The sequence below is a fragment of the Paenibacillus whitsoniae genome (genome assembly GCF_003955665.1).
GTDB lineage: Bacteria > Bacillota > Bacilli > Paenibacillales > NBRC-103111 > Paenibacillus_E > Paenibacillus_E whitsoniae.
The window spans coordinates 272777-295484 of the sequence record NZ_RXHU01000022.1; the positions used below are offsets into that span (position 1 = coordinate 272777).

The 22708-nt window shown below is 48.4% G+C and carries 10 protein-coding genes; all 10 read right to left on the bottom strand.

What is annotated here, in order from left to right:
- Positions 1-238: 238 nt before the first annotated feature.
- The 10 genes from EJQ19_RS08970 to EJQ19_RS09015 all read right to left on the bottom strand — a co-directional run bounded on the left by EJQ19_RS08970 (position 239) and on the right by EJQ19_RS09015 (position 22610).
- A complete protein-coding gene (locus EJQ19_RS08970) occupies positions 239-2458 on the bottom strand; it encodes a helix-turn-helix domain-containing protein (protein WP_126140862.1) in 2220 nt (739 codons plus the stop codon).
- A gap of 258 nt (positions 2459-2716) precedes the next feature.
- Positions 2717-4351, bottom strand: coding sequence for an S-layer homology domain-containing protein (locus EJQ19_RS08975; protein WP_164716409.1), 1635 nt, complete (start codon positions 4349-4351; stop codon positions 2717-2719).
- 164 nt (positions 4352-4515) lie between these two features.
- Positions 4516-11022 (bottom strand): glycosyl hydrolase 53 family protein, encoded by a 6507-nt coding sequence (locus EJQ19_RS08980; protein WP_164716410.1) that lies wholly within the window; start codon positions 11020-11022, stop codon positions 4516-4518.
- A gap of 84 nt (positions 11023-11106) precedes the next feature.
- Entirely contained in the window at positions 11107-12711 is a 1605-nt protein-coding gene (locus EJQ19_RS08985) for an extracellular solute-binding protein (RefSeq protein WP_126140865.1), read from the bottom strand.
- Between the two features lie 399 nt (positions 12712-13110).
- Entirely contained in the window at positions 13111-14730 is a 1620-nt protein-coding gene (locus tag EJQ19_RS08990; protein ID WP_126140866.1) for an extracellular solute-binding protein, read from the bottom strand.
- A gap of 81 nt (positions 14731-14811) precedes the next feature.
- Positions 14812-15699, bottom strand: coding sequence for a carbohydrate ABC transporter permease (locus EJQ19_RS08995; protein WP_126140867.1), 888 nt, complete (start codon positions 15697-15699; stop codon positions 14812-14814).
- A gap of 11 nt (positions 15700-15710) precedes the next feature.
- Positions 15711-16670, bottom strand: a complete 960-nt coding sequence (locus tag EJQ19_RS09000; RefSeq protein WP_126140868.1) for an ABC transporter permease — start codon at positions 16668-16670, stop codon at positions 15711-15713.
- Between the two features lie 253 nt (positions 16671-16923).
- On the bottom strand, positions 16924-17178 hold the full coding sequence (locus EJQ19_RS09005; RefSeq protein ID WP_126140869.1) for a glycoside hydrolase family 88 protein: 255 nt from the start codon (positions 17176-17178) through the stop codon (positions 16924-16926).
- A 127-nt stretch (positions 17179-17305) separates the two neighbouring features.
- Entirely contained in the window at positions 17306-17548 is a 243-nt protein-coding gene (locus EJQ19_RS33030) for a glycoside hydrolase family 88 protein (RefSeq protein WP_126140870.1), read from the bottom strand.
- A gap of 151 nt (positions 17549-17699) precedes the next feature.
- Positions 17700-22610 carry an Ig-like domain-containing protein gene (locus EJQ19_RS09015; protein ID WP_126140871.1) on the bottom strand — a complete coding sequence of 1637 codons (4911 nt, stop codon included), beginning with the start codon at positions 22608-22610 and terminating at the stop codon, positions 17700-17702.
- Positions 22611-22708: the final 98 nt, after the last annotated feature.

Consider the following 22708-nt stretch of genomic DNA (forward strand, 5'->3'; position numbering starts at 1 on the left):
CGAGCGGATAGTTGTCTATGTTTTTTCGTTCCAATATAAAAGCCCTCTGGTGAAGCTGATCAAGCTGATCAAGCAAGTCTGTCTGGCATTGACGCCCCCTCCAAAATCCTTATCCTAAATTATAGCTCATTTCCCTCATCCACGATTGTCCCCCGAATGTTCGGAAATTGTTCTTTCATTTCCATTTCCTCTGGCAGATTATAGACCAAAAGACCGCCGGCAACGGCGGTCCTCCTAATCAATTATTCGGAAGCTGCGACTCCCGGTATTGCCCTGGCGATAAGCCGACGCACTTCTTGAAAATACGGCTGAACGAGATTGAATTCGTATACCCTACTTTGACCGAAATATCCTGGACCGTTTCCATCGTTTCGACTAGCAGTTTCTGGGCATACGCCATTCGCAGCGAAATCAAGACATCGCTGAAATTTTCGCCGAGTTCTTCTTTAAACAATTGGCTCAAGTATTTCGAATTCACTTGGAAGCGATCGCTAAGCAGCGTCAGCGAAAGGTTCGGATCCGTGAAGTTCTCCGCCACATAGCTGCGGATTTCCTTCATCAAGGCATGGTGCTTCCGGTTTTGCGAAAGGTCTTGAATTTGATCTACCACGCTCTCCAACAACGTGCGATAACGGGATTCCAGTTCCTGAAGCGTCTCCATTTCTTCCAAGCCATGCAGCATGTCTAGCTTCAAATTATTTCTCCAAAACGTATCGATTTCCGGCTGAATGCCGTCCAGCTCCCGCTCCAATTGAAAAATGAAGTATTCCAGAAGTCTTGCGATCTCTTCTCTAGGCAGCTGCCCGACGCGCATTTCATGGAATAGCCTGGCATAATTCTCTAGCCAGCCATTCTCCGTCATGCGAACCTGCCGTACGACAGCTTGAATCAGCTGCAGATACGTAAACCACTCGTCTGTCAGTCTGTCGCCGCTTTCAATGGAATCAATAATTTGATTCGTGCCCAGCGTCACTTTACGGTTGACCGCCTGACCCGCTTCCTGATAAGAACGGCGGATTAACGCCACGTCCTCCGCCACAGTCCCTACGCCTAACGTCACGGTAAAATCCAACTGCCCCTCAATCCAAGCGCGGATCTGTTCGGCCAATTTCAGCAGATGGTGTTCGACATCCTGATCCTCATGAGAGATGTAAAGAAGCACGAGCCGATTCTTCGACACCCACTCCATCAAAACCTGCTGTCCATTCTGTTCCGCGAATTCTTCCGCCACTGAGCTGATCACAAATTTGAACAGCGACTGATCCTTCTGATTATATGTTAGGCAAAATTGTACATAATGGTCGATCTCGAGCAGCGCCACGATATATCGGCAGTCTTCCCGAAGCGCATAACGTTCGCTTTCCAGCTTCCATACTTCCTGATCTTCCGCGTATTCTCCGTTCAACAGGTTCTGCAAAAACTGCTGCCTGCGAACCGTCAGATGCTCAACCTGCTTTTCTTGAAACGCCATATTGTTCGTAATGAGCCGTTCAATCGCGTGATCAATGAAGGCAAATTCATTCGTCCCATTTTTAAGATCATTCGACATGAATGAATTAGAGAATCGGTCGATCCGGTGTAGAATCGCCTCAATCGGACGATAACTCCGGCGCGTCACATAAAATGTAGAACCGATGGCCAAAGCGATCGCACCAAGCGCCGCAACGATCCAGATCGTATTACCGTGCAGCAAAATACTGTACAGCCGGCTCCCTTTTATCCCGGTTTGATACGTCCAGCCTGAATAATCCGAGGTGACTTCGGCCAGTACACTATTGTCTTTTTCGCTATGGCTGACAGCCGAGAAAAAGGGCTGATGCTGCGCATCGTAGATCTGCGCATTGGTCACCGTACGGTCGATCATCGTATCCACGAATTTGGACATCGCATCCATATTCACATTAATGATCATGTACCCCAGACTGCCTGAATCCAGCGGGATTTTTCGCCCGAGCGTGACCACCTTTTGATTCATCTTGGTGTCCCCGTTTTTGATCCGCGGAGACGACCAATTGACCGGATACGGCTGCTGAATGATCTCCTGGATCGCCTCACGGTCCTGAAATAAGTCAATCGACCGAATCGCGCTTTGATCGAGAACAAACTTATCTTTAGCTCGGTAGAAATAGACGGAATCGATAAAATTATGCTGGACCATCATGTCGCTTAAAATTTTGGAGGCCGTATAGCTAAGTAGACGATCCGAGGGCGTTTCGAGAAACGCTTGCAAGTCCGTGTTCGTTTGAATCACTTTACGGGCGTCGGCATCAATCGTTTTTAATGAGTTATCGACCATGTTGCTGATATATTCCGTCGTGACTTTGTTGGCTTGAATCGCATTGCGAACGTTGAGTTCATTGATCACCGTTACGAAGATCGAAATCAGAATCGAAATCGTTAGGAACAGGATCGGTAAATAGGAGAACATCATGCGCCGAATATACGTGTTATTTTTCATCGTTTGCTCACCCTGTTTGCAGCCTTGGTTGTTTCCTTACTATAACACACACGAGTGTAGCATGAGTACGCTTCCACATTTTTTCAGATCGCCGTTTAGGGCTTGCTCTCACTATAAGTGCCTATTCCGATTCCTGCAATAAACCGATTTCCGTTTGGTTAACTTATTTCCGAAAGTCCATAGAGTGGGTACTCTCTCCAATCTGCCCGACACACACAAGGTGTAGAAAGTACATCTAATTTTATAAATTCTAAGGTATTACATGCGTTGATACAATCGATACAGTACCATTGCCGCTTGCGCTCTTGTCGACGCGCCCTTCGGATCAAAGAAGCCCTCGGTTACGCCGTTCATAAGTCCCTCATACTGCAAGGCTGCGACGGCTTCTTTAGCGTAATCCGACGTCAGCTTCTGATCCTGGAACACTGTGATTCCCGCACCGCTGTTCAGCGTACCCGCGCCGAGCAGCTGCCAGGCACGATAGATCAGCACCGCCATGTCCTCCCGGGTGATCCGGTCGTTCACGCCGAAGCTCCCGTCCGCTTTGCCTTGGACGAGGCCGGCTTGCTGCGCCGATGCGATGGCGCCATAATACCAGGTGCCAGTCGTAACGTCGGTGAACGGAGCAGACTTCGCCGTGTTTTGCAAATCAAACAGCTGCGCTAGCATTTGTACGAATTCAGCCCTGGTCACGTCTCCGCCAGGCACAAAGCTCCCCTCGCTGCGTCCCTGAATCACTTCACGAGCAGCCAGCCCGAGCACCGCTTCTTTTGCCCATACTGCTCCATCCATGTCTCGGAAGGCAATCGACGCATAATTTGCCGTATACTTGCTAAAGTGCTTCGGTTTAAATTCCACCATGCCTGTTGAGGCATTGTAGCGCCCATTTTTAACAACCTCTAGCGTACCGTCATCTGCGAGATAGTAAATGACTACCTGATTCGGCTTCTCTCCAGGAGCGAGCGTATACGGGAGTTCAACTTTAATTTCTCCATTAAATTTGGTGATCTTCTGCCCATCGAGACTCAGGCTAAAATCATATACAGTCTGTGAGCCAGTCGTTTGTCTAATATCTGCCGGGAGAGTCGTTGGTTCAACTTTCGCGACCGTTAACTGAAGCTTCGAATTTAAGCCGACAGCAGGCGATTTTTCGATTAGCTTGGTATCAATTGAGACATTCGCGATTCCTGTTTCAAAGGTGATTGATTTTACTTTGCCTGTTGCAGCTCCTGCTTGATTCCACGCTCCGGCAGGCAGCGTAACGCTCAATGCCTTCGTTCCAGCAGTATTGCCGAGTTGAATCAGTACAGTTTTATTCAGCGAGGATACCGCCGCTGCCAGCAAAACCTTTGAGTCGACGTCGATGTTGACGACGCCTTTACCTGACAGCGTTGCTTCGACCGAGACTACGCCAGGCACAGGCGCCGGGGGTGTTGACGGTGTGGCTGGGTTACTGGGTGGTGGAGTACTCGTACTTCCTCCGTTTGGTAACGAAGTGCTCGTGCTGTCACCGGAGGTTATTGACACGTTGGCGGAACCACCCGAGATACCAGACATAAGCTGGCTCTGACTGTTTAGAACAGTTGTAGGAGTAATGCTAACCGCAGCAGCACCTGTCCCTACTGACTGAAAGGTTACTGTGAATAAATTGCGATCCCCGGTCAGCCCTGCCACAGGTTTCGTTCGTGTATAGACAAGTTCAATCTTATTGCCGTCTAAGGTCGGCGCCATCACAAACTCATCTGTTCCGAGGCCTCTTACACCGGTGTACTTCAGTTTCGCTGGGTCATAGAAAAATTCAAACTCTGCGCCATAAACGTCCGCGAGTGATTTACCCGCGACTGTAAACGTTACGCTTTCGCCAGCTTTCACACTTGCCGTAGAAGGAACCAATTGAAAGTTGCTTCCTTCTTGTGCTGCGGCTGAAAATGGAACTAGTGAAATTAGTAGTAACGATGTCATACCTAACCATTGTAAAAACCGTTTCATCCTTATATTCCCCCATGTTGCGATGGATGGGAGATGACAACGTCATCTCCCATCTAACCGCAAAAGTATTAGTTCAGAATTCGTTGAGCCATGGAGACAAGGTCGTAGAGATCCAACTTCCCGTCATTGTTTAGATCATAAAGCCGGAGCACTTGCCAATTCGCATGGCTGCTGTTCGCATGATAGTTTGCAGCAATTATGGCCAAATCGCCAACACCAGCCGACTGACTCGCAGTTGCTCGGAACAGTGTCAAAGCCTGCGTAAGCGTCGCAGCAGCAGCATCAACTTGGACTTGTGTTGCTGAGTCTAGAGCTAGAACTGTATTCGCTGCAGTTAGCGCAGCTTTAATCGCATCTATCGCGCTTTGAGGGTAGTAACCATAACGCGGTGATGCAGCGTTTAGCACTTTGGCCCCAGCTACAACCGAATTCACATCAGCGACCATCGAAGCGAGAGTAGATTTGTTGACATGAACAGTTATGGCAACTGTCAGCCAATGACCAGTTCCGCTACCGCTTGCCACGGTCACTTCATTGCCGAACTGATCTCCCAGCACGATACCTGTCATATACACGTTCGTACTTACCGATGGGGCAAGCGCCTTGAAGGTAAGTGCAAGTAGATCCAGCGTACCCGTCACTGGACTTGTAGATCCGGTGTTCGCTTCTACGATTTTCACACTACCTGGGGCTGTCGTGCTTCCTACAACCATAAAGCCATTTAATAAGGAGCTCATATCCACAAACTCCAGTACAGCAGGATCGTAATTCACAGTGACCGATTTAGCATAAACACTTTCAGTTACATTGGACAAACCGTATGTTAATTGGAAGGACTGATCAACATTCACAGCGCTTGGTCCGGTTAAAGAATAAGCCGTTGTATTAACTGGCGGAGCAGCACTTGTCGTCGCAGATACCGCAGCAGATTGCGCCGATTCACCCGCAGCATTAACAGCCAACACCTTGTAGTAGTAGGTCGTTGATGCAGATAGCCCATTGTCTGTATAAGCCGCCGTTGTCACAAGCGAAGCATTTCGTTTCGTATACGTGCCATTCTCCGAATCCGAACGATACACATTGTAGCTGACAGCATCTTTGGCAGGATTCCACCCCACAACGATCGAACTCGCACTTGCTGCCGTTACGCTCACATTCTGAGGAACGGAAGGTAGACCGATGACGCTCACCGCTTCCCAAATCGCATAAAGCGTCAGATTGTCAGCCGGCATGGTCACTTCCGCGCCCGCGGTATATGCCGTACCATTTCCGTCTCGATTCGTATTCCATTCTTTGAAACGTTTACCTTGTGGTGCAGTTACGCCAGCAACTTCTGCTGCAGCAAACGTATCGCCTGCTGCTTTAGCTATCTCAACTGGCATTGCTCCCGAACCACCGTTTATGTCATAAGTAACCTGATGTGTTGTTAGGTCTTTAATATTAAATTCTAGCGTTCGAACCTCTTGCTTCCGGAATACATCAATTGTAAATGTAACGATGACTTTTCCAGGTGCAGATGCGGATAATCGACCATTTGCATCAATTTGGGCATTACCATAAGTTACTTTCCAGTTATACGCGTAAATATCTGATACCCCGTCCCCACCAGAAGCAGCGAAGGTTAACTTTGAAGTTGCATTTGCAGCCAATGTCACAGGTAGGAGATACTCCTTGCCGTCAACATATACCTGGAGAATTTCAGATGCATTTGGACTACCTACAGTAACTTGCACATCGGTGTATACGCTAGGTGTACTGACAGAGGATACTCGGACATAACCACTAACACTTTGAATGGCTTCATAATTCCCATAGTTGACCAATGCAGCTGGATTTACAGTTATGTTCCCATTTGCATCTACAGTCACAACCCCCACTAAATCACCTAGCGGCGTAAATACCATATTCTGATTGGCATCGGTTGGAGTTACACGCGCATTAATCTTCGCGGTAGAACTCAAAGCATCTTTTACGGGTACCAGCTTAATTCCTTGACTCGCATTCACATTAATAGCATCCACTTTATATTCAATCTTCTCTGGCTGAATTGTTGTCGGATAAACGGACAAATTATCTATCGCCGTAGTCCATGATGCAACGGAGTTGAAATAATGTGAAAAGGCAATTGCACCGAAGCCATTTGAATAACTAATCCTGGGATCCATGGCTAAATTGGTAACTGTGGATGTGATGCTTGGGCTACTCTTATCTGTCACTGTAAAGCTGATCTTTTTGTTTTTAAAATCCAGATTTACTCTTACATTGTAATCTTTGTTTGCTCCTTTAAAGCCTATACCTACATCTTTCGTATCTGCATAACTCCCGACAGTCCCGCTGGTCCCTGTGAAGCCACCATGGATGTAGTTAAAATCTCCATTTACGGTTCCATTTTTTGCGGGAAATGCCGTCGAATTGTATGTTTTATTATAGTAATACGTCATTTCAGGATAGATCCCAGAATTGGCCCCTGCAGTTGGTGCCGGGTATGTGGCTAATGCCAAATACGTATTTCCGTTTGTATCTTCAATTGAAATATGTCCGCCTCTGTAACGGTTATCTGCTGTAAAGGAACCTACATTCCAGTCAAAATCAACAACCACTAGATCGTCACTTACCGGAGTGAAGGTTCTACGGCTTAGTGAAGTGCTACTGCCAGCTTTACTAGCTACAGATGCCTGAAGTTTTTTATTGCCAGACGCGTCCACTACTTGGTAAGTAAACGTGTTGCCATCTGTAAAGCCACCTTTGGTGCCTAAACTGTAGTTTTCCCAATCCTCACTGATTTGAGGGACATAGATGGTCGCTTTATCCGTAAAACCGCCATCTATAGATGTCGCAGTAATCACGGCTACACCTGTCTTATGTGCTGTAATAATGCCATTTGCATCTACAGATGCCACCGCATCATTGTTAGAGGACCAAATGACGCCAGTATTCGTGGCTTCCTCTGGTGTAAATATCGCTTCCAGCTTATTTGCAGGCTTGCTATCACCCTTTACAGTTGAATCGGGTGAAAAATAATTGGATTTAACCCATACTTCATTTTTGGATAACTTCATACTCGTTGAAGCTATCGATCCTTCTACCACTTGTACAATACATTCTGCGGTCACATGACTGCCATCAGCCGAAGTAACAAAAACGGTTCCAGTACCAGTCTTCAGCCCCGTCACTACACCATTTTGATTTACAGTGATAGTCCCCTCATCCCCTGATTTAATACTCCATATAGCGGCCTTATTCACTGCATTATCTGGAAGTGCTAAATAGACGAGTGCCTTGCTGCTTCCAACAGGCAACCCTATCTTGCTACTTGAGAGCAGTAGTTTTTCAACGAGTACATCAGTAACAGTTAGCGTTATGGATGCCGTTATTGCAGGATTGGAATCAGATATGACTCTAATTGTTGTGCTGCCAGGTTTAATGGCCGTAATCCATCCTGTCGAATCCACTTTCGCAATACTTTCGTTATCACTGCTCCAGTTCACCTTGTAAAAGGATGCGTCACTTGGGGTTATAGCAGCAGTTAGTTGCAAGCTCTTACCAGCGAGAACAGAACGATTTCCACCATTAATGGATATACCGGTAACATTTGTTTGAGTGACGGCCACATTGAAGTTCACACTGCTTGCTCCGTCTGCTGATGCAACAGTGATCGCAGCTGTTCCGCCTTTAATCGGATTAAGCTGTACAACTGGTTCATAATTGGCCGTTGAAAGCTTATCCGAAAGTGTACGAATTGTTTTGTCATCGGTCTGCCAAGTATCTCCATACCACCATGCAATCTTGGGATCGGATACTGTATATACCACTGCTTTATTGGTGGGCGTACCCGAAACCGCACTTTTAAACTTCATCTTATCAAAAGGTTTGGCATTAATTGTACTTCCTGGCGTTATTGTCCCTGAGCCAACGCTGATTCCGGCTCTTATAATGTCATAGGTAATCGAAATTCCGCTTGTCGCAACCGTATCAGTAACCGTCACATTCACTGTTGTAGTGACTGTTCCAATTGTTGCAGTGATGACGGCTGTTCCAGCAGATCTTCCTGTAACAAGACCAGCGTTAGATACTTCAGCCACACTAGGGTTATTAGAACTGTAACGAATTTTATAATCAGTAAGCAACTTATCCATTGGCGCAATTGTAGGCTGCAAACGGCTGACCTTGCCTACACTAAGGGTCAAGTTATTATTCATAAATGTTAAGCTGGTAGCCTCACCTACATCATAATTGACTCCGTTGTATCGCAATGGGCTATAGACGGTATCCGATGATTTCTTAACATGTCCCCTGATCAGGTAGGCATACATACTATCCATCATATCGCCTGATTTACCGACCTGCGTACTGCCCATTTCTTTAATGCTTTCTGCGCCATTGTTAAACATGCCACGCTTGCTAGGTCCTGGACCTTCTCCTGCCTTAGCGCCAGCTCCATAGATCGCTAATGACTCCGTGTTCCAATAGTAGAATCCTCTTGTTGTGCCATAAGGATTAGGTAAATCAAGAGGCGCCTGCATATAATCCAGCAGGTAATTGTACTGCCCATTTGGACTAGCGCTATAATATTGTGACAACCCCAAGGTACTCTCCGTGTCAACAATCTGAGAAGAAGTCGTGAATGAGAATCCCGTTTCTACATTAATATAATCATAGTATTTTGTGGCACTATTCTGCATGGCGGTATTCATCATGCCAAATTGGCCCGTAACTTCACGCCCGCCATAGAGTGAGAAAGCCATCCCGTCATATTCAGCTCCGCGATTAGCAAAAGCCTGGAAAAAGCCTGAGATTTGCGCAGGATCGTATCCGGTATTTGTGTGTATCGTGTTGATTGCACTAGGATAAATTTCTTTTACCGCACGTGAAGAAGCGGTTATGATTGCTGCATGCTGCGTATAATTTGAACCCATGGCTACCGGGAATAATAGTCCGCCATCCTGTTCATTTCCATTCTTCACAGAGATAACATTGACACCTTGAGACTTCATCTCAGAAAGGGTATCATGCACATAGTTATACACTGCCGTTTCAAGCATCTGAATATCAGGGTTCGACAGCTTCCCATTGTAATCTTTTTCAATCCATTCATACGGGATATGTGCTTTAGCCGCACTAATCCATGTATCGCTATAGTGGAAACTCGGTGTATATGTCATATTTAATTCGTTAGCGCGTTTGCCAATCGCAACACTATGTTTTTTATCGAAATATCCTGGTATCGTTTGACGTCCGGTAACCGTTTCTCCATCATAACCTGTGGTTGCTGTTTTTAATGGCGTTAAAGTGATCCAGTCATAAACTGGATTTCCAGCCTTGACCCATAGCGTAGTCAATATGGAATTCACGCCATGGTTGGAAAGAATCCTCAATGCATCCTGCTGCACACCATTTGCAAAATATTTTCCTCCAGCATCCTCCATTGCCTGAAGAAAAGTCATGTCTGCCCCTTTAATGTAATCATTGGATACTTCGAACACATTCAGATTATCAACATAAGCAAACTGGCTGCCATTTGAAGTCCATCCATCTGCCGGGTGAGTATTGTCCATTTCATCATATTTGGGTCTTTGCCACCCATTTGGAAAAGGATGGTCTGTATCTTTATTTTCATGCACGGTGACAGAATTGATATAGTTTTGATCAAATATGGTGTTTGCGTACAACTCAACCTCAGTTTGATTTACGCCAGTGTGAAACGCGATTGTGACCAATGCATACCCTTCAGTACTGGCAGGAGCCTGACGCAGAACAACTCCATCCAAGCCTCTAACACCAAGATTAACGCGATTGCCCAGCGTTACCCTCTCAACCAATAGACCCAAAACAGATGTATTGGTTAGGTCGTACTGTTTGGTTGTTTTGTACGTGTCTTGCTGATCTACTTTCATGCGAACAGTCGCAATATAATCTGTATTAGGCTTTACAGACACTTTTTGACTTACTTCAGAATGATCCGCCAGTTTAACTGCATTTACACCTGTATCGGCATTTGCTGTGTCAAGATTAACTCCACCTTTGGTGACCCAGTTTTGAAGTCCCCCTTCAAAATCCCAGTTTTTCACCGGATTGTTATCATTTGAATCTAGCGTTATTGTAACCTCATCAATCTGCAGCCCGCTTGACGTTCCTGCATCAATATTAATCGTCATTTGCCCGTTATAGACCAGTACATTTCTATGAGCAATTTGCCGCCATGTGCTCGCGTCTAAGAAGGTATCCACTTTAAGTACGGAATCAGGGCCCCCTGTATCTTTCATCGTTACTTTAGCGGAGTTGCTGCTAGTTGCACCTTTTACCCACATGCTTACCGTATAGCTTCCCTGGGGAATCCCTTTGACCGTCTTGCTTAAAGAAGAGCCGGATTTCATTAACGCATAGTTACCGCTTTTTCCTCCCGTAGCTTGTATCGTTACATTACCATTTACTTTCCACTCATCAAAATTAGATTCAAATCCTAAGTTTCCTCCCCCTACATCTTCCTGTGCATATACAGTCACAACTGGTCTCGTAGATACAATTGAAAATAAAATCAACACTGAGAGCAGACTAGAAAGTATCTTTTTTAGCATCGAGACATCTCCCTCCTCTTGAACTAAAGAGGGAGACGGCGTTCGGTCAGAACGTGCTTCCATCTCCCCCGTATGCAAACCTAGTTATTTCTTCTTCATATCCTTATAAGCTGCCCGTTTCTCATCGATCATGGCCTGTCCACCGATTTTCAAATATTCGGCTGTGATTGCGTCGAATGTTTTGCTGAACTCTTCCGGCTTCGCCAAGACGCTCTTAACAACGGCTTCCTGTGCTTTGTCCGACAGCGTTTTGGCGTTCTTAATCTCAGCATCAATCGGACGATCGAAGCGCGGGTTTGTATAGCCGTCATTTAACGCATTGATGATCGTTTGCTTCGCCAACTCTTTGTAGTTCGGGAATTGAATAGCAGCAGCATCGATATTCTTATCCTTGGAACCGAAGTCTTTGCCGTTGCTGATCATAGCAATGTCAGTGTTATTGTAGAACGTTTTCTTCGCTTCATCTGTCGTAATCGCTTTCGGAAAGCCGTTCTCCAGCGTGTAGTGCTGGCCTTCGATGCCGTTCTGCAACGTGAAGAGCACGTCCGGTTTCGACATCCAGTCCAGATACTTCACGACTTCCGCCGCATGCTTGCTCGTTTTCGGAACGATGATGTAGGCGCCGATCGGATCGTAAATCCCCTTCGGATGCTTGCCTTCTTCATTCGTGAACGGATCCATCGCGACGAATTCCGCACCTGGAACATTCTTTTTGAGCGTGTCGAGCACGCCGCCGTTGCCCATCAGATTTGGATGAGCAGCTAATGCCGTGAAGGCTCCGACCAGGCCGTTCGCAACATCTTTCTCGAATGTTTTTCCGTCTTTATCCAAAGCAAAATCGGGATTGATGAGGCCCTCTTGGTTCATTTTGTTCAAGAATTGCACGCCTTCTTTGTACCCCGGCTTCAGCAGCTCAGGCACAGCGTAGAAATCCTCTTCCGAGATTTTCTTCACAAAAGAACTGATTAACAGTCCCGCCGTCGTAATGTTCGTGCCGTTCATCGCGCTGAAATCATAAGGAATCACTTTGCCGCCCGTCTGCCCCGGATCCTTCTCTTTAAACGCTTTCATTGTTTTGTAAAATTCATCCGTCGTCTTTGGAACCGGCATGCCCAGCTTGTCCAGCCAATCCTTGCGGATATAAGAGGATTGCGTGAATTGCAGCGGTCGCTTCGCCGGAATCGTATACTGCTTGCCGCTGAATATGCCGTAGTTTAACACATCCTGACCGAGAAACTTCTTCAGGTTCGGTCCATTATCGTCGATCAGCTTGCCAAGGTCGGTGAGCCCTCCGTTTTTGACATAATTGTTGATCGTAGGCTGGTCGTACGTGAACACCATATCCGGTGCGTCGCCGGAAGCCATCAGCACGTTAAGTTTATCCACCTCTTGATTGCGGGGAACCGGAATGAATTGCAGCTTGATGTTGTTTGGGTCGCCAAAATTTTTCTGAATCCACTGCGTCCAAAAGTTATTATCCACCGGACCTGCGCCAGCCGGCGCATTGCCACGATCGAACACCTCGATCTTCAGCGTAACTGGCTCTTTACTTGCGCTGCTTGTTGCCGCTGTTGCGGATGAGCTTGCCGACGTCGTTTCCTTGGAGCCGTTCGAGCATGCAGAAAGCATACTTGTTAGGACAAGTAGTACTGCCGATGCTCCCAACCATTTGCGTTGTGTTACATTCATCTTTTGTTATCCCCTTTCGCCGTGAACATCATCGTTTTGTATATGTTAACCTCCCTAACAGGGAGGGATTAACCGACCATTAGGAGAAACCTTTGAGCTAGCAAACGCTTCCAAAGTCTCATTGTCGGTGACGGTAATCACACTATACGCGGACGGCGAATCGTTGCACAATAAACTCTTTTCAGGGCATAAACTAATTTCAGAAACGTTGATGCGGCGGGCTTTTTCGGCTGTTTAGCACAAAAAAAGGAATGTCGGTCACTACCGGCATTCCCTCATCTTGTACGCCAGCATCGGCATACAAAACTAGACGGACCCCATTGCAGCAATGGGGTCCGTCTTTCGTCTTTCGTCTTTCGTCTTTCGTCTTTCGTCTTTCGTCTTTCGCATAACCATGTCTTACTTTTTCATTTCCTTATAAGCCGCTCTGCGCTCATCAATCACGGTTTGACCGCCGATTTTCAAATATTCCTGCGTTCCAGCTTCATACGTCTTGGAGAAGTCTTCCGGCTTCGCCAGAATGCTCTTCACGACCGTCTCCATCGCTTTATCCTTGATCGTTTTGCCGAATTTAATCTCGGAATCAATCGGACGATCGAAGCGCGGCAGTGTGAAGCCGTCTTTTAACCCATTGATAATCGTTTGTTTCGCCAATTCCGCATAGTTCGGGAACGCTAGTGTAGCTGCTTGAATATTTTTCTCCGTAGATCCAAAATCCTTACCGTTGCTGATAATCGCGATATCAATGTTGTTATAGAAAGTCTTCTTCGCCTCGTCCGTCGTAATCGCTTTCGGGAAGCCGTTCTCCATCGTATAGTGCTGACCTTCGATCCCGTTCTGCAATGTAAAAAGCACATCCGGCTTCGACATCCAATCAAGGTACTTAACCGCTTCCGCTGCATGCTTGCTGGATTTCGGAATCATGATGTAAGCGCCGATCGGATCATAGATCGATTTGATCGACTTGCCTTCTTCATTCGTAAACGGATCCATCGCCACATATTCCGCGCCCGGCACATTCTTTTTCAACGTATCGAACACTTGGCCGTTCCCCATCAAATCGTTATGTGCAGCTAAGGCTGTGAATGCGCCAACTAGACCGTTGGAGACATCTTTTTGGAACGCTTTGCCGTCTTTATCCAGGGCAAAATCAGAATTAATCAGGCCCTCGGCATTCAGTTTATTCATAAACTGCACGCCTTCCTTGAAGCCCGGCTTCGTGAGCTCAGGAATAAAGTTGGACGTGGAAAGTGCATAGTTATCTTCTTCGGACACTTTCTTCTCGAACGAGTTCATCAACACGAAGGCCGAGGTGATGCCGTTGCTGTCCAGTGTGCTGAAATCATAAGGAATGACTTTACCGCCGGTTTGGCCCGGATCTTTTTCTTTAAATGCTTTCATCGTTTTATAAAATTCATCGGTCGTCTTTGGCACCGGCATACCGAGTTTATCTAGCCAATCTTTACGAATGTAAGAGGATTGGGTGAATTGAAGCGTTCTTTTCGCAGGGATCGTGAATTGCTTTCCGCTGAAAATGCCGTACTTCAAGACATCTGGACCCAGGAATTTCTTTAGATTCGGGCCATTCTCGTCGAGCACCTTGGTCAGATCGGTTAGGCCGCCGCTTTTGACATAGTTATTGATTGTCGTCGTGTCATACGTAAACACGAGATCCGGAGCATCGCCGGAGGCCATCAGAACGTTCAGCTTATCGACCTCTTGGTTCCGCGGAACCGGGACGAATTGCAGCTTGATGTTGTTCGGGTCGCCGAAGTTTTTCTGGATCCACTGCGTCCAGAAGTTATTGTCCACCGGACCTGCACCAGCAGGCGCATTTCCACGATCGAATACCTCCACCTTCAGCGTGACAGGCTCCTTGCTTGCATTGCTGGTTGCCGTGGCTCCTGCGGACGCGCTTGGCGCAGCTTCTTTGGTATTGCCGGAACATGCGGACAGAATACCAGCGAGCAGCAGTACAACGGTTGAAGCCCCCAATACTTTACGTTGCATCATTTTCATAAGACGAACTCCCCTTTGCATGTATTGTATCATGACTGGATGTACAATCCTCAATAACAGGGTAAAACCGCGACTACCAGTTTACCCCTTCACCGCGCCGATCATAACTCCTGACACAAAATAACGCTGCAGCCAAGGATACACAATCAGAATCGGCGTCGTCGCGAACATAATACTCGCTGCCTTCAGGCTTTCTGGCACAGACTCAATCTGTGAAGCCCCTTCCTGAGCCGTCAAATCCGTCACCATGCTATTCATCACAACCTGATACAGCTTCAATTGGATCGGGTACATTTCAGCATGCGTGATATAGAAGAGCGCATCCATGAAACCATTCCAGCGGGATACCGCATAGAACAAGCACAGTGTTGCCAGTGCCGGCATGGAAAGCGGCAAAATAATCCGGGTCAACGTCCCGATATGGGAGCTCCCGTCCAAATACGCCGACTCCTCCAACGAGGCGGGTATCGAAGAAAAGAAAGACCGTAGAATAATCAGATTGAACGCGGAGATCATGCCAGGCACGATCAAAGCCCACAGACTATCCAACATGCCCAGTTGCTTCACCAGCAAATACTCGGGAATCAAGCCTCCGCTGAAAAACATCGTGAAAACGATGAGCAGCATGAAAAATTTCCTGCCTTTGAGACGTTCCTTCGTTAACGGATACGCCGCACAAATACTCATGATCATACTCAAAGTCGTATACGTAACAGTCAGGACAATCGTCAGTCCCATTGACCAAAGCATTCTCGTATCTTGAAATACAATACCATAAGCGTTAAAGTCCCATCCCCGCGGGAAAATTGTCACCAAATCAGACAAGATCGCATGTTTGGAGCTTAGCGAGATCGAGATAATGTGTAGAAAAGGCAGCAGACAAACCAGCAGGGCTGCTCCGACAACCAGCATGATGACAGCGTCGGTTATCCGAAAGCTCTTTGATTTTTTCAATACAGCGTTGTTCATGTGGGTTCCTCCTACCATAAGCCTTGCTCGCCAAATCGCTTGGCAATCGAATTTGCGGTGACGACGAAAATAAGCCCAACCAGCGCTTGGAACAAGCCCATCGCCGTTGCCAGCGAGAATTGAGCCGACTGCAAGCCAGCTTTATATACGAAGGTCGAGATCACTTCAGCGTAGTCCATCACAAGAGGGTTGCTCATGACAAACGGTCGCTCGAAGCCAATTGTCATAATGTGCCCGAGTTGCATGATCAGCATCACCACAATCGTTGACCGGATGCCCGGGAGCGTAATGTGCCATACCTTCTTCCAACGGCCTGCGCCGTCCACTTCAGCGGCTTCATATAGCTCTTTGTTAATGCCGGTGAGTGCAGCCAAATAGATGATCGTTCCCCAGCCCGCGCTTTGCCAAATACCAGTACCGAGGTAGACGAGCAGCCAATGATTTTTCTCCGTTAAAAATGGAACCGCCGGCAGCCCAATGCTCTCGATGAGATTGTTCACGAGACCGCTTTTGGTCGCAAACATCTGATAGACGAGACCACCGATAATGATCCACGAAATAAAGTGCGGCAGGTAGAGAATCGTTTGCGCCAGCTTTTTGAACCAGACAACCCGCAGTTCGTTAAGCAACAGCGCGAACACAATCGGTGCCGGAAACGAGAACACCAAATCCAAGAAGTTCAAGATCAACGTGTTCCGCACAACTTGGTAGAACTGGCTCATCGCGAACAGCTCGCGGAAGTTATCGAACCCGATCCACTCGCTGCCGGTTACGCCTTGAAAAATACTATAGTTCTGAAACGCGATCGCCGCGCCGTACATGGGCACATACTTGAATAATAAAAAGTACGCGATTGGAAGTACGAGTAACAAATAAAGCTGATAATCTCTCACAAATCCTGCAATCCGTCGACGCCTCACGGCCACCTGCATGGATGGTTGCGACTTCGTCTGTGTAACGCTTTGGTCCATGTGCATCCCTTCCTTCTTTCTGTCGTTCGTGAATACTCACACTATACGGGGAGCACGTCAACATGCACAATAAACTAAATTCAGGACACAAACCGATTTCCGAAACCCTTGCTGTGACGGGCTTTGCAGCGTCTTCGACTGACTTTGGTTTAGGAGGAAATGGGGTTGGCCGACAAAAAAAGAGCCCCTCAGCCGCCGGCTTCAGGACACCTTGTTTAACTTCATCTTCCTTCGATCGCCTTCGTCAACAGCATCAGCATAATGCCGTTAGTATACTGCGAGAGGCATGAAGCACTGAGCCATCCTCGCTCAGATGGTGCGTAAATAATTCATTCGTGATCTGCTCACCACCAGCTCGGAACTTCGCATCCAAATAGCCAAGTCGATGCCCCTTAAGCGTTGCATACGCAACCAAGGCGGAGGCGCTGATTTCCAGATAGGACGTTTCTCCTTTCAAAAGCGTGCAAAGTAAGCCGTCTTCCCTTTTCAGCTTATACGTACTTTCCATGTGTCACTTGAATAAGCTTACATAACGCTCTATCTCATAAGGCTGATCTTGCAGTAGCCCCAGCAGTTCGATTACACTCACAGCCGCCCAGCCGTTGCCACGCTCCCAATGCTCGCCAAGTGTCATCTCATCCAGACAATGTTAGCCATGGTAAAAGAGGTCGCACGAAGATCGAATTGGCACGCGATATGGATATGAATTGCTTCAGCGCCTTCTCGATGCAAGCCTCATTGTGGTCATAGAGAGCGAAGCGGAGCATGAAGATGCCGGCCATAATCAGCGTATCGATCCAAATCTGGTTTTTGTAATCGTCCGGGCCTCCTGCTCCTTCAGACGACGGAGTTCCACTTTCGCTTGCGTACTCATCCATGTCCTCATTAATAGATAAATCCTTTTCGTTCTATCTCAAGTATAGCGCTGTCAAGCGAGCGCACGATTGCTCCCGCCTGTTCTGGAATTGCTGTGATACACTTTCAAAAAGACACCGCCGGTGAACACACTCACCGACGGGGCCTGTAACGTTATTGTGGCGTCCCATACACCTTAAACTCGTAGATTCCCGTCCACTGTTGGGTTGTGCCAACTTTCTGTACAGTGTTCACCGTTAAGCGGACATAACGCCCATACACGCCTGCTGGTAACGTATCGTATGTCGTTACCTTGTAAGCCTTCGTTGTATCGTACGCGCTAACGATGTCGTCATGCGTTAATACATTCGTATACGTTACCCCGTCGTCCGATACGCTAACGGCAAAATCGCTCGCTGCCCACGTATACACTGAAGTTGCATTAAGTAGCGCCCGCTGCCCTAAATCAACCGTCAGGGTAGCACCATAGTGATAGCCACCTGTTGACCAGGCTGTTGTATTGCTGCCGTCCACCGCATAGGCGGCCGGATTGGAAGCGCCTGATCGACTCGCCGTTACGGATTTCCCCTGGGAGATCGGGGTATTCACGACATTTACAGAAATGCTAGATGCATACTCTACGCCGCCCGGAAGGTTTTTGTAGGAATCAACCGTCAACGTAATGGTTGCGCTTCCCTCCCCAACAGCTGTAACCAGACCTGTTGCCGGATTAACCGAAGCGACAGCCAGATTACTGGATGACCAAATCTTGGACTTATAATCTGCATTTCCTTGGAAAATGCTCGCTTGCAACTGTGCCGTCTGCCCTAGCAAAACACCCAGCTGATCACCAGGCACTGTGGTGCCATTATAAAGAATCGTGATGCCTTCCACAATAATCGGTATCTTCACCCCAATCGACTGATTGGCATTAACACCAGATTTGGCTGAAACCGTGATTAGCGCGTTATCAACGATCTCCCCTTGCGCCCCTGATAACAAGGCAGCTGTAACCACGCCATTCTGATCGACCGTGATGGCAGCAGGATTGGAGCTGCTCCACGTCAAGCGCGGGTCCGCATTCACTGGCATAATCACCGCACTTAGCTGGGTCGAATCAGTAATCACCAGCTTCGTCGGCGGATTCTGCAATGTGATGGACTGCACTGGCGCAACGAATTTACCATTCACCTTAAAATCGTAGATGCCGGTCCATTGCTGGGCAGTCCCTACTTTTTGCACCGTGTTCACCGTTAGTTTCACATAGCGCGCATACGCATTTGCCGGGAAGGTATCCGTAGTGTCTACCTTGTAGGCCTTTGTTGTATCATAGGCACTGACAATATCGTTATGCGTGATCACGTTGGTAAAGTTCGTGCCGTCTTCCGATACACTCACCGCGAAGTCGCTCGCCGCCCAGCTATATACTCGGGTGGAGTCGATTAAAGCCGTCTGCCCCAAGTCAATGGTCAGCGTCGCTCCAGGATGATAGCCGCCTGTGGACCAAGCCGTCGTATCGCTGGCGTCCACGGCGTACGTCGCCGGGTTGGAGGCGCCGGAACGGCTGGCGGTCACGCTTTTGCCTTGCGAGAGCACTTGCGTTGCTGTCACCGTGGACGAGGCTGCATAGCCACCATCCTCGGTCGTCGCCGTTATCACAGCAGTTCCCGCTTTCAGCGTCGTTACCAGACCGGTTGCGCTGACAACCGCCACGGCCTGATCGCTGGAACGCCAGCTGACGTTCGTGTTATCCGCTCCACTCGGCGTCACGGCGGCAGTCAGTTGCGCCGTTTTACCTGCTTCAACAGTCCTAGATGTCGGAGCTATGGTGACACCCGTCACATTTACGAAGTTCGCCACTGTAATCGGGATGGTGACCGGTGCGGCTCCGCCGTCTTGCGCAGCGACGGTTAGCGTCGTCGTCCCGTTAGCCACTGCTGTAACCGTTCCGGAGCTGTTCACGGTAACGACAGCATTGCTGCCTGTCGTCCAGATCAGCGTTTTATCCTTGGCGTCATCCGGCAGGACTGTCGCCGTAAGCGTTTCGCTGTCGCCTGCTTTTAAGCGGAGCGAGCCTTTATTCAGCGTAATCGAAGCCGTTCTAACATCCGTCACCGTTACGGTTGCCTGGGCTGTTTTGCCCAAATCATCTGTTGTCACAGTGATCGCCGCGCTTCCCGGAGCAATCGCCGTCACCAATCCCGTGCTGCTCACCGTCGCCACACTCGAGTTGGACGATGTCCATGACATGCCTTGATAGGAAGCATCGCTCGGAGAAATCGTTGCCGTCAACTGCTGGGTCCTGCCTACCTCCAGGTTCACACTTGTTGTATCCAGCGTAACGGATGATACCGGGACCTTCGAAACGGTCAGCAGGAACGATTGGGAAGCCGATCCGTCATTTGCGGATACGGTAATCGTCGCCGTGCCAGTCGACTTGGCAACGACCGTGACATCCGTCGTGATGTCGGTTTGCTGATACAGCGTGCCCGGATGAGCCGTCTGCACCGGTTCGCCGAGAAATCCGGCTACACTCGGATTCGACGAAGTAATCTTCACGACCTTGTTGGTCGCAGCAGTAGGCAATGCAGCGGTAAGCGTGGCCGTTTGCCCGATGTTGAGCCCCATGGCGCCGCCCGAAAGCTTGCTGCTGCTTAGCGTAATACTGCCTGCCAATGTTGCCGGTGTGACGGTTACGACACTCGTATCCGTGAATCCGCCGTCAACCGTTTGGACCGTTATGGTCGCTGTTCCAGCTGCAACCCCAGTAACGATGCCCGCTGCATTCACTTTAGCGACAGCAGGGTTGGAGGATGTCCAAGTCATGTTGGAATTCGTAATCTGATCGGCTGGCGCAACGGTCGCGAGAAGCTGTTTGCTCGTGCCTGCCACAACCTGAAGCGTATTATCCCTCATCGTAACGCCGGTTACGCTTGTCGAAGTGATGTCATACGAGGCTGAGCTGTCCCAGAACGCGACTTCTCCGCCAAGTGGTTTGGCTACAGCCTTTCCTCTCCACAAATACGCATAGGTCGCATCCAAAGCATTGCCGTCATACGTAAAGAGCGTCCGGTCACCTACATCATTGCTCCATTGGTGTCCTTTTGGCCCAGGGAGCCACGGACTATTCGCACCGTCATAGCCATCGCCTTTTTCAATCCATTCGTCCGCCCAATAAAAGAAACCAATCTGCTGATTCGTTGGATTAGGCGCATCTCTTAACGCCTGCATATAATCGATAAGCCAGTTATATTGGCCACGCTCCGATTTTTCATAATAGCCGTTCGTCAGATTCGAGCCATTAGCAAGTGGCCCGTAGTCAGCTGAGGTATTGCTGAAACCCGTCTCAACAAAATTGACATCCTTATCTGGCCATTTTGCCAGATTGTTTCTAAGCATGCTGGGGAGCGAGCCTGTTGGTCTTCCGCCATACAAAGAATAAGCTTGACCATCCCAAGTAATACCTGCCGATGTATTTGCATCGAACCAGGCATTCGTCGAGGAGGTATCATAACCATTATTAAGGTGCAAGTAACCTCGCATAGACGGTGATACAGCCTTCATGGCCTGGTACGCGGCATTGATCAGCTTCGCATAACCGGCCCGACCCGTTGAATAAATTTTCCCATCATCCCATACGATCCCTGCGTTTTCCTCGTTGCCGATTTTCACCCATGCAGGCTCGACACCGGCATCCTTCATGCTTTGCAGAAAATCATAGTTATAGTTGTACATCGTAGTTTGAAGCTGCTGTGTGCTTTGACTCAGCCAGGCCAGCGGCTTCCATGCCTTGGACGCACTCATCCAGCCATCGCTGTATTGGAACGAAGCGACGAACTTCATGTTGTGCACCTTTGCCCGTTGCGCTAACGCAATCGTATGTGTTTTATCAAAATACCCAGGGAGCATCGAGTACGTACCGCCGACTAGATTGCCCGCTTCTACAAAAATCATTGGCAGTACAGCGTTAACCCCCCGATTCTGCATAATGTCGAAGAAATCTTGGCGCACGCCATTGGCGGAATAATGTCCGTTGTAATCCTCGACCAGCGGTAAGTAGGAAATATCGACACCTTTCATGATCGTATTATCCAACTCAAAAAGATCTACACTGTCAACGTAAGCCCCCACGTTACCAGCGTTCTCGAGATACAGGGTGCCTTGCGTTTCATTTGCCCCTGTCGCGAAGCCCACAGTCAGCAAGGAATAGCTGGTGGTCGCAGAAGGAGCACTCCTTGCGTTCGCGATGCCGGAGATCCCGATTTTGACGAGCCCTGCGGAATCGACCTTCCCTCTGACTGAAGCGATATAACTCGTATTCGGCTTCAGCGTCACTGCTTGCGCGACTTTGGCGCCTGCTGCAAGATTCAGCATCTTCACCCCGGAGTCCGCACCTGTGGACTGTATCACAGCACTGCCTGTTGCCGTCCAACCCGTCAAATTGGACTCAAAGCCCCAATTCTGAACCGGGTTCTGGTCACTCAGTTCAAGTGTGAATGACGCGTCGTCCATAGAAACCGTCATGCCGGCCGTTGCGTTTTGCAAGTACAGACCGATCGTCGCTTGCCCATTGTAAGAAATGACGTTGCGAAGTACGATTTGTACCCAGCCGCTCGCGTTGGGGAAACCGTTGAGATAGGCGCGCATGGCCGGCGATCCTGTATTTTTCGCTTCTAAATAGGCTGTCGTATCCGGCCCCGACGATGCCGCAGCACTGTAAGCGCTCGTCTTGATCCATGCCGAGAAGGTGTAGGTCCCCTGCTCAAGTCCGGTGAAAGTTTGGTAAACGCCTACAGCAGGCGAATCAAAAGAGCCTGTTTTCGTTGTTGATGTCAATTTGACCGAATAGGTTCCGACGTGTCCGGTGTTTTGCGTCGTGACGGTCCCCGCAGTCGTGATCCGCTGCCAGCCCGTCGGTGTGGCGGTTACGGCGCTGTCTGCTTCGAAACCGGGATTGGCCAACAGATTGGCGCCGGAAGCTTCGGCTACACGCGTTCCTACCGCTTCGGTCACTCCGAAGCTTATCATCATTAGCGCTGTGATAAGAAACAAAATGATACTGTTTCTCATGGTTTTTTTTCCCATTCATTTCCCTCCCTTGTAATCGTAAAACGCTTTCAATTCGTTTCAAGAATGATACTTCTATTAGAAGCCGCCTGAGCTTCTCCCCTGTCTCTTATACA